Annotated in this window: 9 protein-coding genes and 1 other RNA gene; 2 read left to right on the top strand and 8 right to left on the bottom strand. The window is 34.5% G+C overall.

Features of this window, described 5'->3' with window-relative positions; translation table 11 throughout:
• Positions 1-35 precede the first annotated feature (35 nt).
• Positions 36-1,244 carry an NAD(P)-dependent oxidoreductase gene (locus tag P2W75_RS18665; protein WP_276381632.1) on the bottom strand — a complete coding sequence of 403 codons (1,209 nt, stop codon included), beginning with the start codon at positions 1,242-1,244 and terminating at the stop codon, positions 36-38.
• 242 nt (positions 1,245-1,486) lie between these two features.
• Between P2W75_RS18665 and P2W75_RS18660 the strand changes: the two genes are divergently transcribed.
• Both P2W75_RS18660 and ssrA read left to right on the top strand, forming a co-directional pair.
• The gene (locus P2W75_RS18660) at positions 1,487-2,689 is read left to right on the top strand and encodes a serine hydrolase (RefSeq protein ID WP_276381631.1); all 1,203 of its coding nucleotides are present in this window, start codon (positions 1,487-1,489) and stop codon (positions 2,687-2,689) included.
• Positions 2,690-2,844: 155 nt separating this feature from the next.
• Positions 2,845-3,241: a transfer-messenger RNA gene (ssrA, locus tag P2W75_RS18655) on the top strand.
• 133 nt (positions 3,242-3,374) lie between these two features.
• Here ssrA and P2W75_RS18650 read toward each other — a convergent pair.
• The 7 genes from P2W75_RS18650 to P2W75_RS18620 all read right to left on the bottom strand — a co-directional run bounded on the left by P2W75_RS18650 (position 3,375) and on the right by P2W75_RS18620 (position 16,137).
• Entirely contained in the window at positions 3,375-3,896 is a 522-nt protein-coding gene (locus P2W75_RS18650) for a DUF3347 domain-containing protein (protein ID WP_276381630.1), read from the bottom strand.
• Entirely contained in the window at positions 3,893-6,328 is a 2,436-nt protein-coding gene (locus P2W75_RS18645; RefSeq protein ID WP_276381629.1) for a zinc-dependent metalloprotease, read from the bottom strand. Before P2W75_RS18645 ends, P2W75_RS18650 begins: the two co-directional genes overlap by 4 nt.
• A gap of 5 nt (positions 6,329-6,333) precedes the next feature.
• Positions 6,334-7,758 (bottom strand): RagB/SusD family nutrient uptake outer membrane protein, encoded by a 1,425-nt coding sequence (locus P2W75_RS18640; protein ID WP_276381628.1) that lies wholly within the window; start codon positions 7,756-7,758, stop codon positions 6,334-6,336.
• 4 nt (positions 7,759-7,762) lie between these two features.
• Positions 7,763-11,395 (bottom strand): SusC/RagA family TonB-linked outer membrane protein, encoded by a 3,633-nt coding sequence (locus tag P2W75_RS18635; RefSeq protein ID WP_276381627.1) that lies wholly within the window; start codon positions 11,393-11,395, stop codon positions 7,763-7,765.
• A 135-nt stretch (positions 11,396-11,530) separates the two neighbouring features.
• Positions 11,531-12,670: a FecR family protein gene (locus P2W75_RS18630; protein WP_276381626.1), complete on the bottom strand. Its 1,140-nt coding sequence runs from the start codon at positions 12,668-12,670 to the stop codon at positions 11,531-11,533.
• A 197-nt stretch (positions 12,671-12,867) separates the two neighbouring features.
• A complete protein-coding gene (locus tag P2W75_RS18625) occupies positions 12,868-13,437 on the bottom strand; it encodes an RNA polymerase sigma factor (RefSeq protein ID WP_276381625.1) in 570 nt (189 codons plus the stop codon).
• 255 nt (positions 13,438-13,692) lie between these two features.
• Complete coding sequence (locus tag P2W75_RS18620; RefSeq protein WP_276381624.1) at positions 13,693-16,137, bottom strand: glycoside hydrolase family 3 protein; 2,445 nt, start codon at positions 16,135-16,137, stop codon at positions 13,693-13,695.
• Between the last annotated feature and the right edge of the window lie 53 nt (positions 16,138-16,190).

Below are 16,190 nucleotides of genomic sequence, written 5' to 3'. Positions count from 1 at the left end.
TTAGAAAGCTCTTTTTTCAATTTATAATTAACCATTTACAATTCTCCATTATCAACGTAATCCTGTAGATAACTAAATCTTTCGGTAAGTTTTCCGTTTTCAGTGATTTTGGCACGTTTTAGAATTCCGTCTTTATCACCGTTGAAGAAAGCTGGAATTACGTGTTCCATGAATTGTTCACCAAAACCTTCACTTGCATCTTTTGGGATTTCGCACGGCAGATTATCTACTGCCATTACTGCAACTGCCGCTGGATGGAAAAAATCAACTTCTTTATCTTCTAAAGGGAAATAACCATACAAAGGTTCAGCAATTGTAGAAGATCTCACTGTACACGCAATTGGACCGTTTACATCGCAAGAAATATCGGCTACCACTTTTAATTTACAATCTTTTGCATTCAACATTTCCTTAGTTAAAATCATAGGTGCGTTGTTCGCATAAAAATGTCCTGCAAAATAGATGTCAGATACTTTTGTGAATCTTTCAAAATCAGATTCATATTCTTCAGGATGATTTACAAAATCCTTAAAATCCAGAACCTGTCCGTCTTTTCTTTTGTTGTATTCTAAAACATCAAGCTGTACATAAACTGCTTGTGCGTATTTTTTCGTCAGATAATTATCTACTGTGATTTCTTTTACTTTTATGGCATCCAAAATCTCTTTTGCCCCGCTTCCAACCTTTCCGGTTCCAGTAACTACAAATTTTAAAGCAGGCATTGTTATGCGTTTTAAATGCATGATCAAAGCTTCTTTTCCCGAAAGAGTTTCTGCTTTTGGAAGTTTAAACAATTCGAATTTAATTCCGAAAGCACGAATTCCGTTGTAAACTCCAACCATTCCTGCATATTTTCCGAAACCAATCAAACGATGATCGTGCGCATCAACAATGGTTTCATGATCGTACAGATCGATATTTTTTTCTAAAACTGCCTGAAGCAATTTTCGGTTATGAGGTTGTTTTTTAATCGTATGCGAAAAAAAGAAATAGGATTTATTTGGAATTAAATTCTCAACAGGAACTTCTTTGACCCCAAATAAAACATCACAGTCTGAAACATCTTCAGAAACGGTTATTCCCATGTTTTTATATTCTTCATCAGAAAATATTCTGATATCTGAACTTTCTACTTTTACAGAAGCATCATGGTAGGTTTGTTTTAATTTTGTCAGTTCATTAGGAGAAAAAACAACTCTTCTGTCAGGCGGATTTTTTCTTTCTTTTATAATTCCAAACTTCATTTAAATAGGTTTTTGCTAGTTTAATAAATATAACTTTTTATAGGTTATTTGTTTCAAATATAACAAATATAGTTAAAATTTTGTTTTAAAAATGTAATTTAGAATGTTTCGAAACCGTTACTAGCTGAAAAACAAAGCACTAAAAAAAGTACTCGTTAAAACTATGTTAAAAAACACATTTTAAAGCCTAAAAATTGAGAAAACAACAAAATTGAATTCGATATATTTGTTTTTAAAGAACGATGCAAATGATTTTCCTTAAAAAAACAAATATACCACAAATACTTTTTTCTATACTAGTTTTAAGTTCATGTGGCAAAGACAAAAAAACAGATACAGTCAATACTCCAACAGTCGAAGATACTTTACCTAAAATGAAACCATTAGGCCCTGAAAAGAAAATTTCACAGGCCTATAAAAATTCGGTAGCTGGCAGAATAAATCACTTTTATAATAAAAACTGGCCAAACAATACAATGAATGGAAGTTTTTTAGTTGCTCGAAACGGACAAATTATTTTTGAACGTTATAATGGCTTTGCGAATAAAAATGAAGGTACTAAAATAACACCTGAAACACCTGTACAGATTGCTTCTATAAGCAAGGTTTTAACGGCTACGGCAGTTTTGAAATTGGTAAATGCTGGTAAAATTGATCTAGATCAAAAAGTAAATACGATTTTAAAAACGTTTCCGTACGAAGACTGCACGATTAGAATGCTTTTAAGTCACCGTACTGGAATGCGTAATTATGCTTACTTTACAGATCATGATAAATCGGTTTGGGACAGACATAATCAATTAACCAATAAAGATATTTTAGAAATTCTGGCTACCAAAGATATTGGTCTGGAATCTAAAACCGGAACTCGTTTCAGCTATTGCAATACCAATTATGCGATGCTGGCACTTATTATTGAAAAAATTACAGGTCTAAGTTATAAAGAAGCTATGTCTGAAATGATTTTCAAACCATTGGGAATGACACACACCTATGTTTTTGATGATGATAAAGACAGAAAGAAAATTGTTCCTTCTTATAAAGGTAATGGCGTAGAAATTGGGTTTGATTATCTGGATAATGTTTACGGAGATAAAAACGTTTTTTCGACAGCAAGAGATCTTTTAAAATTTGACAGGGCTAGACAATCGCCAGATTTTTTAAAACCTGAGTTATTAAAACAAGTTTATACAGGTTACAGCAACGAGCGTAAAGGAACTAAGAATTATGGTTTAGGAATTCGAATGATTAATTGGGAAACCGGACAAAATTATTATTTCCACAATGGCTGGTGGCATGGCAATACCTCATCATACATTACTTTAATGAAGGAAAATGTTACGATAATAGCGCTGTCTAATAAAATGACGCGAAACACGTATGCTGTTCGTAAACTAGCTCCTATTTTTGGAGATTATCCTTTTAATTTCAAGGACGAAGAGTAAAATTATAGACGTAAAGTCGAAAGTTAAAGGTCGTAAAGCCTTAAAAACATTTGCAAATGCTGACTTTGGACTCTCGACTTTGGACTTTATGACTTTTTTTAAAAAATTTTAATAGAAAGTAATTTCAAAAAGTCTAAATTTGCAAACTTATTTTTGGGGTCGACTGGTTTTGACAGCGAGTCGAGTTGAACAGTAAGCACGCCGAGCATTGAGACCTTGCTCGTAAATATAAGATCTCACACTTTTAAACGGCGAAAATAATTACGCTTTAGCTGCATAATCTGAATTATAGTACGATTAGCCACGTCCCTACAAGGTAGGGAAGCTGGATTCTCCTAGAAAGCCTTGGTTTGTGGCGTTCTGTCAAGGGGAACCGTAAAAATAAACCTAGATATTCATGAGCTTCGGGTGGATTTCGAAATTTAAGAAGATAAGTGTTGGGTGGTTGTTTCTGACCTAGCTCAACAACGAAAATCCAATCAGGAAATAAGCGTGTAGAAAGCTCTTTAGCTGCTTGTTTGGACCCGGGTTCGATTCCCGGCGACTCCACAAAAAAGCCTGTAAACTCTTTGTTTACAGGCTTTTTTTATTTCACAATTATTTATTTTGATGTTTGCGTCTAAACGACAAATACGGCTCCTTATTCAGAATACCGTATCCATACGAACTAATTCAATTTTTGATTTTATAAACTTGCTTTTACTTCTCCGCAAGTCAGCATATTTTTTGGATAATAAGGATTTTTAATTTCTTTAGAATCACTTAACCACGTTGCGCCTGTCATTGGACAAACCTGTAAATGCAGGGCTGCATCTGCTGGTTTGAATTTTGCTGCTTGGCTCCAATATTTGGCAGAAAGCGATTCGAAAATTTTACGTTGTTTATTGATGTTTTTGGTCGCTGCGACAGCACTTGATAATTCTATAATTTCTTTTCTTGTTTTTGTTGCTTCACTCATTTGCTCTAAGTTGAGCTTTTTAAATTTGAAATTTTTTAGTGAATTTTTCAATGCTTCTGCGTTTTTAACTACAGCAAGACTATCTGAAACTAAAAGACTGTTTTTTAAATTCAAATAACTTTGTGTGATTTCTTTTTTCTCTTTTTCTCGTTTTGCTACTAAATCCTGAGCAACTTCTTCTTTTGATGTTAACTGCGCATAAGTCAGAGTACTTAAGAAAACGAATGCAATAATTAATATTTTTTTCATGTTGTAGGTTTGTCTAATTTGATAATGATTTTTTCTATTTCTATAAGGATGCTTTCATAATGTTCTTTATTGAGTCCTGTTGTGGTACTCATCAACTTTGTGATATCAGCTTTTAGTTTTAAAATATGCTGCCTTCCATATAATCTTATATCACTGCGCTGTGCGGTATTTAATGCTTTTCCTGGTTCAGTTTCTTTTGGCAGTAATAATAAATTCATTTTTTCGATATAACTGCGCTGTAAACTTCTTCTGTAAAAGTCTTGTTTTTCGTTGCCGCTAAATTTTACCCAGACTGTCTGCTGCAAATCGTTTAAAAATTCTGGAACAGTATAAGCGCCTTCAAACTGCATTGATTTTAAACTGATATTATAAAGTATTCCTGAACTTAAAAGCATATTGAGAACTTGATTCTGCTGATCTAATATTTGATCTTCTCTCTTTAAAGCAATAAGCTGGTTAATTTCCTGCGGATACATCCAAAGCGGCGCCACAAACAATTGTCTTCCAATATACTCTATGGCTGCTTTTACTTTTGCTTTTGGAATGGGCTGATAGACTATTCCCTTTTCATCAACTGTTCTTTTTGTAACATAATTATTTCCAACATATTTTAATACGTGATATAAATACGTGGTATACTGTCTTACAACAGCTTTATGCATATCTGCTAAATTATCATAAGCATCGTTAGGCTGATATGTCCATTCTATTAGATTAGGAACTACTCGTTTTAGGTTTTTAATTCCGTAATCACTGGCAAGTACTGCATCGTCTCCAAGATCTTCTGTCTGACTTCGCGGATCTTCATCTTTGCCTTCGCCTCCAAACCACAATTTAGGATTAATGGCTAGACTGTCGGTTGTCATTTTAGTTAATAAAGTTTCTTCTTCGAATTCATCTTTTGCTTTTGGAAAATAGCCATATCCCCACTTCACTGCCCATTTATCGTACATTCCAATTCTAGGATAAATTCCCTGCGGGCTAATATTATCTTCCGGCTGCGCAACATAATTAAAACGAGCATAATCCATTATTGAAACTGTGTGCCCATTGGCTTCCACCCATTTTTTATCTCTTAATTTTTCAACTGGAGTGGCACTGCTCGCTCCCATATTATGACGAAGACCAATAGTATGTCCAATTTCGTGTGAGGAAACAAAACGGATTAATTGTCCCATTAATTCATCATCTAAATGCATTTTTCTGGCTCTTGGATCTAAAGCACCAGCCTGAATCATATACCATCTCTGGACTAATTTCATCACATTATGATACCAGCCTACATGGCTTTCGATAATTTCTCCGCTTCGAGGGTCACTTACACGAGGTCCGTAGGCATTTGGAGTTTCAGAAGCATAATAGCGTACAACAGAATATCTAGCATCTTCTAAACTCATGGTTTTATCATCTTCCGGCCATTCTTTACCTACAATTGCGTTTTTAAATCCGGCTGCTTCAAAAGCTTTCTGCCAATCGTTTATTCCTGCAATTAAATAGGGTCTCCATTTTTTTGGTGTTGCCGGATCGATATAATAAACAATTTGTTTTTTAGGTTCAACCAATTCGCCATTAAGGTATTTTTTAATGTCTTTATCTTTGGGTTCCAAACGATACCGCTGAATAATATATTTGGTTTGAGCACGCTGTTCATCATCATCAAACAAAACATATTTGTTAGCAAAATATCCTACCCTTTCATCAAAAAAACGTTTACGCATTGGTATTTTTGGAAGCAGAACTATTGAAGTATTTAATCTTAGTGTTATAGTACCGCTGCTTGCTATAGAACTTGTATAAGTTTTCGTGGTTTTTATTTCGATATTAATTGGATATGTATCTGCATTTTCAATAAAAGATTTATCGTCAGCAAGAGAGGTCAATTTCTTTTCTGTTTTTTCGGTACTTCCAATAGAAAAAACCGGATTTTCTTTTTTAAAAGCATCTGTTACTTCAATCACCACATTTCCATTATCTGGATGTGTTGTTTTGATTGGAAAAGCAGCAACAATTGGGTTTTCATTACTTCCTGCTAATGCTTTTGCAAGCATCGAATCAGCTGAACGAACATCTTGCTTGTATTGCAAGGATCGTAAATAAACGGTATTATTTACCCCTTTTTCAAAATAAACGGTCTGCTCATTGGCTTTTTCACCTCCAAAACGTCCAAATCCTTCGGGTGTTGAAAGATAACGTGTTACTACAAGCAGATATCTATTAAACAAGCTGTCTGGAATCTGAAAGTAATATTTCGCATCTACCTGGCTAACTGTAAATAGCCCTAATTTGCTTTTGGCTTTATCAGTAATTACTTTGTTATACGCCTGCATGCCTTTTGTCAGTGTGCTCGTACTGTCGGCTTTTTTTTCGGAGTTTTGAGAAAAACCATGCTGTCCGGCAGACAGCATGATTAGTAAAATAATTAGTTTCTTCATTGTAATTAAAACGGAACTTTTTCGTCTGTGTTTAATGTAAGTTTTGGATTTTTGGTAAGTGCCGATAAGGGGAACGGAATAATGTATAATCTGGAATTGGGTTGTAATGTGTATGTTTTCTGCGGAACAGTTTGGTTTACAAGTGGAAATACTCTTGTAATTGTTTTTGCATATTCTGTTTCTGTATTCAATCTTTTTAAATCAAAAAATCGATTAAAACCAAAAAGCAGTTCTTTTCTTCGCTCGTTCACCACAAGTTCCATGGTTTCTTTTCTCGTCGCTGGCACCGTTAAGTTTACAGTTCCTGACAAAATGCGTTTTGCTCTCAAAGTATTTAAAACATCTACAGCTTCATTAAGTTTATTTTCTCTAGCATAACATTCAGCCAGCATTAAATATACTTCTGTGGTTTTCATACCAACTGTTGGATAAAAAAACTTGGTGTATTGTATTCCCCAGTACGCTGTATTCGATCCTTGATCTAAATTGGTTGTACTGGTAGAGTTGAAGAATAAATTAAAACGTGCATCATTGGTTCCGAATAAATTTCGCAATTCTGGACTGATGATATACAATTGTCCAAAATTCAGTTCATTGTAACCATTCATGTACATATAACTTAATACTTCGATATTATCTGCTGCGGGAACAGAAACTGATGCTGGTCCGCCTTGTGTATTATAGGCTACCATATCAAATATTTGATTTCTGTAACTTAATGATTTTTCTGCGGCTTCCTTCGCACTTGCAATTTCACGTTTGAACAAATGTACTTTGGCTTTAAAAGCATAAGCAAATGCTAGTGACGGATGGTAAACATCTGCTGGTTTTTCCTGAAGATATGGCAAAGCTTCTTCAATATCTTTTTGTATAAAATCGTAAACCTGTGCTACTGTAGATTTTGAAGGCTGCGCTTCGAGGTCAAATTTATCCATGATACAGATTCCGCCATCTGTTGCTGCAGTCTGCGCATCGTACGCTTTGGCATAGGTATTCACTAACAAAAAGTGATCGTAGGCTCTGTAAATTTTAGCTTCTGCTTTTGCTAATCGTTTTATATTTTCATCTCCTTTACTATTATCAACTAAAGAAATAATTGTATTCCATCTGTTGATATATGCATAAGCCTGATTGTAAAAACTTGAACCAGTCATTAAAGAAACTCGATCTGTATTTTCATCAAAAGTAAAATTAATGATATCGATGTTTGATGTTCTTCCAATTACATTTGATTCTTTCATCCACTGATCATCTGATAAATACTGAAAGTTAGTAATGGGATAACCTCTTCCCGGTAGTGATACCAATTCTAGGAATTGTTCTGGAGTTTCGATTACTAGAGCTCCTTTTGGTGTTACATCTGTATAATCTTCGCACGATGTTACGGCAAACATTACAAACGACAAAAGTGTTATATATATGTTTTTCATTTTTTTAAAGAGTAAGATTAAACCCAAATAAATAAGTCTTAGGTAATGGTAAATTACGTGTACCATTATTTGCAGAATATACTTCTGGATCGATATGATTTCCTGCTGCGCTCCAATACCAGATATTATTCATCTGGAAAGTAAACTTTGCCGATGCTATTTTAATTTTATTGGCGAAAGCCTTTGGTAAGTTATAACCCAAAGAAACATTTCTCAATTTAATATAATCGCCATCTACAACATTTGCAGTAGAATATCGCCATTGGCTGCTCATAGTTCCAGCATAGTTTCTAACACTTTCGTCTAAATCTACAAACAAACGAGTATTATCATTTCTATTAATATCGGTGTAACGATCTGTAATTCCAGAAAGGTTTACGTTATCAGAACTCATGTCTAATGTTTCTTTACGCATTACATTTCCTCCAGAGAATACAAATAAGAAATTTAGATCAAATTGCTTATAAGAAAAACGCTGTGATAATGAACCTGTATAAGTTGGCATTAAAGAGCCCATATTCTGTAAGGCATCTGGATTTGTAATTGTTTTTATGCTTGTTGAAATTGGATTTCCATTTGCATCAAAAGTAATAGAGGGATTTCCATTTTCATCCAAAACATAAGGATAACCATTAACCATTCCGCCATATTTGTACGCATACATGCTATTAAAATAATCCCCTTCTACAAAGTAACTAGCTGGAGAAGAAACATAAACAGAAGCCGTAGATTCAGCTCTTGTAACTTTTTTTACGGTTGTTTTGTTAAAGGCAAAAACAAAATTTGAATTAATTCGTAAATCACCATTATTAAACCACTCAGAACCTACAGTAAATTCGATACCTTTATTTAATAACGCTCCTGCATTAATCCTTCTTGACAAGGCACCAACAGTAGGATCAAGATCTGTGGTTGCCAATAAATCAGTACTGTATTTGCGATAAATGTCTATGGAACCATTTAATTTGGCACGGAACAAACTATAATCTACCCCAAAATTGGCAGTTTGCGTTTTTTCCCATCTCAGCATTGGATTTGGCTGCATGGTGATATTTGTATATTGTAAAGACTGATACAAGTTATCGTTTTTTCTAGTTGCAGTTATGTAAGGAGTTGTACTTTGATCTACGTTTCCGTTAATACCATAAGTAGATCTCAATTTAAGCATACTCACCCATTTTAGCGGTTTCATGAAATCTTCGTTACTGATGTTCCATCCTAAACCTGCAGACCATAACGGGCGGTTTTTATATTTTGGATCAACACCAAATAAATCAGCTTTATCAACACGGTAACTTCCTGTGATATTATATTTTGATAAATAAGTATAGCTCGCCGTACTAAAAACAGAAAAATAACGGTGTAAAATCTCCGTTTGCGATCTTCCTAAAGCTGCGAGTGTACGGTTGCTGCCAAAAATATAACTAGAAACTCCAGTCTGGCTTAATGCAAGGTTATTAAGTACGGCAGAAGTTAACGTTACTGGATCGTAACCGTATCTTAATTGTTCTATTGTTCTCGGAACATAAGTCTCACGCATTTCTGTACCTGCCAAAGCATTTATAGAGTGCTTACCATCTGCAAATTCTTGATTAAAATCTAATTGATTTCTAAAAGAATAATTACTCGCTTGGCTGCTCATTTGCTTGTACCTTCCACCTGCTGAAAAACCATCAACATAGGTATAGGCATTTGTAGTAGGGTTATATCCTGTCAATGCATTAATTGCATAACGCATTCTATAAGAGTTAACGTCGTAATACTGTTCGCTGTCGTTTTTTCTTACCTCATATTGAAATTGGGTATTAAAACTCAAACCTTTGTACAATTTCGCTTTTATGTTAGCAAAAGTTCTTAAACTTAATGAATTCTGCTCTGTAATACCATCTTGAAGTGCATCTAAAACATTAAAATTCAAAGATTTGAAACCTGTCAAACCTTGTAATTTTTCAACCATTGCCGGATTTATAACATTACTAGAAGTAAAGCCATCTTTAATTGCTACACCTGTTGATTGCACCAAATTTCCGTTATCATCGGTTATGCGTTCGTATCGTTTTTGAATATCGTAATTGCCAAGATCATATTCAGTCGCTTCATCGTTACTATAAGTTCCATTTACTCCAAATGTGGCATTCAGCCAGTTGTTTACCTGAAAACTGCTTTTTGCATAAAGGTTAAACGCACGCCCTTTATTGTATTTTATACGAGCTTTTGATTCATCGTAATTAAGCGAAACATATGTATTCTGTTTGCTTGTACTACCCGAAAAAGCAACATTATAACGCTGTCTTAATTCATTCTGCCAAACATTATCGCGATAATCTTTATTGTAATCGTTTTTTCTCCATTGTGCAAGAGTCGTGTTGTAAGTAGCATTATCTATTTTTCCTTCTTCCAAATTTCTGTTTAACTGGTAAAGCGGACTATAATATTTCGTACTGCTGCTTCCAATATCTCCATAATTGCTAAACATTGTTGCAGTATCTGCAAATCTGGCTCTTTCTCTGTTATAAACTGCTTGCTCAAAATCGATAAGCTCGCTTGTTGAGGCATAGTTCATATCTCTCAAATTTGGTTTTTCTGAAATAAAGAAATCTGAGTTTATGGTTACTTTTAATTTACCATTTCCTTTTTTGGTAGTTAAAACGATAATCCCATTTGCAGCCCTCGAACCATAGATAGAAGCCGCTGCAGCATCTTTAAGAACGTCAACGCTTTCAATATCATAGGGATTAATTTCATCCAAAGTTAATTCGCTTGGAAGGCCATCAATTACAATAAGCGGACTGTAGCCAATATTATCAGAAAAAGTTCCAATACCTCTCAAAATAGGCGTATCAGACCCAAGTCCGCTTGGATTTTTCTGAAACATCAAACCCGCAACACGACCTTCTATTGCACTCGATAAATTAGAATTAATATTTTCGTTTAATACCTTTTCATCTACTTTAGCAATTGCACCTGTAAAATTACTTCTTGCAATAGTTTGATATCCTGTTACCACCACTTCTTTCATGGCAGCTACTTTATCTTCCGCAACAAGGGTAAACTCTGATCTTCCTCCAATACCAAAAGATTTGTTTTCAATAGTTAAACCTGATAATTCTAGAACAGCATTTGGTGAAATTTTATCAAAAGAAAATCCTCCATCAAAATCTGTAATACTAGTTCTGTTTGTTCCTGCAATGGTAACCGTTACTCCTGGAAAAGGTTCATTTTTATTATTTACTACCTTTCCTCGAATATCTATTAATCCGTTTCCCAGATCTTCGTTTTTTGCAGCCGTTACAACTATAGTTTGATTGGTAAGTGTGTATTTTAAATTTTGATTTTTAAAGATTTGATTCAGGGTTTCTTTTAAAGATGAGTTCTTCACATTCACCGTTACGGGACTAGAATCTTTCAGTAATTTCTGTGTATAAAAAACTTCATAATCGCTTTGTCTTGCAACTTCTTTTAGAACGGTTTCTAGTGGTGCATTTTTAAAATTGATGGTAACATTTTGAGCTTTTACTGTATAACTGCAGAAAAGCATAAAAAACATTAATCCCAATAATTGGAAAGTAAGATTAAGCCTGGGAATCTTTTTTTTGAGTTTTTTGTAAGGTTTTTTTGGTTGTAAATTTAATTTCATACATTTACATTGGTTATAGTTAAACAATAGGTGGACAACTTACATTTGGCTATTAACTTTTCTAACAACCAGAAGCATCGCAACTGCCTCTGGTTTTTTAATTTATAGCGTCAATGTATTCGGGTAAATCTAAAATCAGGGATACACAATAATTGTTTTTCCTTCAACTTTAAATTTGATATTACTAAGCTCAAGTACTTTTAATACTTCAGATAAATTTTTATTCCTAAACGTTCCTCCGTTGAATCGTACATCAGAAACATCACCACGGTATTCTACTTTAATTCCATACCAGCGTTCGAGCTGCTTCATTACTGATTTTAAATCGGCATTATCAAATTTAAAACGGCCGTTTTTCCAAGCAATCGCTGCATCAGTATCAACTTCTCTAACGGTAATTTTATTCGAATTAGCTGTTACATTAGACTGCTGACCAGGTTTCAAAATTGTTTTTTGATTTTGATACGTAACCGCCACACTTCCTTCTAACAATGTTGTTTTTATAATCGGCTCATTATCATAAGCATGAACATTAAAATGAGTTCCCAGAACTTTTATAGCCTGATCTGCAGATTTCACTATAAAAGGCTGGTTTTTATTTTTCGCCACTTCAAAATAAGCTTCTCCTTCCAATTCGACTATTCTTTGATCTCCATTAAACTGGGTTGGATATTTAATCGATGAAACAGCATTTAAGAATACTTTGGTTCCATCTGCCAAAACAATATTGTATTGTCCGCCAGTTGGAGTTGAAAGTGTATTGAAAGCATCTTCTCCATTTTTTTCCTCAACCGCGTTTGGATTTACAACATAGGTAATAACTCCATCGGCACTCATTTTTATGGTTACTTCGTTTTCTTGGCCTTCTTTGGCAATTGTATCTTTTGCTGAAATATCTGAAAGCACAATCTGTTTTCCATTTGAAAGTGTTAGAATTCCTCTGTTGCCTCCGGGAGCAATTTCTTTTGGTTTTGCAACAACCTCAACTGGTTGTTCTGTTGGAGCCGTAACATAAAATATTCCTGCGCCAAGCAATACAACTATAGAGGCTGCAACCGCAACACGAGACCAAAGGCCAATTACTTTTGTTTCTTGCTGTAAAGGCAGTGTGGACTTTAAATATTGATAACTATCTTCGAGTTCATACTCGTTAAGCTGTGAGTTAGTGTTAGAAGCTTTGTGAAGATACCAAGCGTCTAATTTATCACGATCTTCATCAGATAAAGTACCGTTTTGATATTTTTGAAGCAGTTCTAAAAATTCAGTTTCTTTCATAATTACAATACCTAATTTGGTCCCGTTTTTAAGTAAGACAGCTATAAAAGGCTTTTGTCATAGATGAAGATGAAAAAAAATCAAAAAAAATATTATTATATCATTAATAAATCTGAAGCTATGTTATCTTCTATTTATTAATGAGAGAGTTATGATGATATTCTATTACAAAAATTAACAAAAACCTTTATAAAAATTCACCAAACAAAAACACTCATTATAGATTTGAGTTTTTCGCGTAAAATTTTCAGAGAATTATAGACTTGTTGTTTCGCTGTTTTATCGGTAATGTTCAATTTAAGTGCGATTTCATCATATGATAATTCTTCGACTTTTCTCAACAGAAAAACTTCACGCATTTTTTCGGGTAATGCAGCTATTTCTTTGGCAATAATAGCTTCTAATTCTTTTTCTCTGAGTTTAGAATCGGCAAAAACATACTCGTTTTCAATGAAGTTTGAAATAGAATCTGCATAACGCGAAACAACTTTTTCGTGGGCAATATGATTTAGGATTTTATTTTTTACAGCTTTGTATAAATAAGAAGAGAGAGATCCGGTAACTGCTAATTCAAAACGTTTGTTCCAGATAGAAAGAAATACTTCCTGAACCACATCGTTTGCTTCGTCTTTATTGCTAAGTATTTTATAAGCATGATTAACCAGAAGTCTGGAGTATCTTTCGAAAATTTCTGTATAGGCCAACTGATCATCTTGTTTCAGAAGATTGAGTAAAATATGATCATCATATTGGCTATAAATGGGCATTAATTAAAAGATATAAAAATCAAAAAAGCAATATTACGCATTTTCACATCAAAAACTAAAGGACAATTCGTTAAAACAATAAAGATTATTTTGCAAAATTAGGTTTTAACAAGAATAAATTTAAAATCATCTTCTTAATTTGTAATGTATCTGTAAAATATTCATTTTTTGATTGAATTAAAATGTACAATAAAACTAAAAAAACCGTCTCAAAATCCGAGACGGCTTTTCAACCATACATGTCTAACCAAAAACCTATGGTCTAAGTTCTGAAAACTTCGAATCAAGTTCGAAAGCTTTCTTCACTCTTTCTGCTATAATTTCACTGGTAACCGAAAAAGAGGCTGTTTGCTTAATATCCAAGGAAGAAGCTCCAATAAGCACTTTATATTCTCCTGCTTCGGCCACCCAGGCACTTTTATTTTCTAAGAAAGAAGCCAGATCTTTTGGAGAAAGTGTCAGAGTTAATGTCTGGCTCTCACCTGGTTTCAATTCTTTTGTCTTTGCAAAAGCTTTTAATTCTTCTTTCGGTTTGTCAATTGATTTTGAAGGCGCCGAAAGATATAACTGCACTACTTCTTTTCCAGCAGCTTTTCCTGTATTTTTAACGGTAACTGAAACCGTTAGTTGATCTTTAAAAGTTGAAGAACTCAATTTTACACCTGAATAATCAAAAGTTGTATAGGATTTCCCGAAACCAAATTCGTAAGAAGGTTTAATATTGAAAGTAGTGAAATAGCGGTATCCAACATAAACGCCTTCTTCGTACGTTACTTCTTTTGGATTATCAGCAGGGAATCCCGGAAAGTTTTTAGCCGAAGGTGTATCAGTATATTTCACTGGGAAAGTCATCGTCAGTTTTCCAGATGGATTAATTTTCCCTGCAACAACATCAGCAACCGAATGTCCGCCTTCTTGACCCGGCTGCCATGCTAATAAAACGGCATCTACTTTATCCTTCCATGAAGCCGTTTCAATTACACCACCGATATTTAAAATCACAATTACTTTTTTCCCTTTGGCGTGAAAAGCTTTGGATATTTTATCCAGCATTTGGATTTCTTCATCGGCCATATTGAAATCGTCATTTACAACACGGTCACCGCCTTCTCCTGAATTTCTTCCTAAAGTCACAAATGCAATTTGAGAACTTTCGGCTTTTTTAGCAATAAAGGCATCGCCCATTTTTAACTCTGGAAGTCTTTCTGGCAAAGCCAAAATACCTCTTGCTTGTCTTCTTTCTTTTTCGGCAACAACTTCTTTTTCGGCATGAGGTGTATATAAGTTAACTAGTTCTTTGTCTAATTTATAACCCGCTGCATTCAAGCCTTCTAAAAGAGAAACGGTGTGTTTATTGTTTACACTTCCGCTTCCTGTTCCGCCTGTAATCCAAGCATAAGAAGTCACTCCAAATAAGGCAATTTCTTTTTGTTTGTCTGCAAAAGGTAGTGCATTATTTTCATTTTTTAGCAAAACCATTCCTTCGGCAGCTGCTTTTCTGGTAATGGCGGCATTCTTAACCAAATTAGGTTTATCGCTGTATTTGTACTTCGCAAAAGTGGGTGTACGAAAAATATATTCCAGAATTCTTCTCACATTTGTATTTACGATTTCCTGAGATAATTTACCTGAATTTAAAGCTTCCAGCAATGCTTTTTTCTGAACTGGAATTCCAGGCATCAAAAGATCGTTTCCGGCATTCATCTGCTGTACAACATCAGAACTTAATCCTTTTTGTATCGATTCAAAACCGGGAAAACCGCCAAACCAATCTGTCATTACAATTCCTTTATATCCCCATTCATTTCTTAAAACTTCCGTCAGCAAATCTTTACTGGCAGAAGTATACATTCCGTTTAGTTTATTGTAAGATGACATTACAGTCCATGGCTGTGATTCTTTAACAGCAATTTCAAAACCTTTCAGATATAATTCTCTAATCGCTCTTTCAGAAACATGTGCATTAATAGTTAAACGATTGGTTTCTTCGTTGTTAACGGCAAAATGTTTAATCGAAGTTCCAACTCCCTGCGATTGTATTCCGTTTACAATAGCAGCGGCTGTCTTCCCAGAAATCAAAGGATCTTCAGAGTAATATTCGAAATTTCTGCCGTTTAATGGATTTCTGTGAATGTTTAAAGCAGGAGCCAATAAAACATCTACTCCATATTCTTTCACTTCATTTCCCATTGCTTTTCCTACCTCTTCCAAAAGGGCCTTATTCCATGTAGAAGCCAAAGCTGTTCCTACTGGAAATGCGGTTGCATAATACGTTTTAGAATCGTTTTTTCTTGTTGGTGCAATTCGTAAACCCGCTGGACCATCTGCCACAACTGTTGCAGGAATTCCAAATCGTTCAAAAGCGGCAGTTCCTCCCGCTGCTCCCGGAACTAATCCTTGTTTCGAATCTCCAATAGGACCTGTCAGCACTTCTATTCCAGGCATTCCAGTTCCCACTAGCAATTCTACTTTTTCGGCATTTGTCATTTCTTTGATAATTGCCTCAATTCTTTCATTGTTGGAAAGCCGTGTATCTTCCCACGGATCTAATTTTCCGTTTTTATTTGAGTCTGTAAAAGTAAATCCGTTGATGGTAAGTATTGGATCTTCACCATTCGTCTTTGTGTTAAAAGACAGGTTTGAAAGCACGAGTGTGGTCAGAAGTGTCGCTTTCAGTGTTTTTGACAAAGTTGATTTCATAAATTAGATAGTTTAAAGTCTGGATAAACAATGAAATTATGTATTCTAAAATA

The sequence above is a fragment of the Flavobacterium sp. H4147 genome (genome assembly GCF_029360735.1).
GTDB classification, from domain to species: Bacteria; Bacteroidota; Bacteroidia; order Flavobacteriales; family Flavobacteriaceae; genus Flavobacterium; species Flavobacterium endoglycinae.
This window is presented reverse-complemented; position numbering and strand designations above follow the sequence as displayed.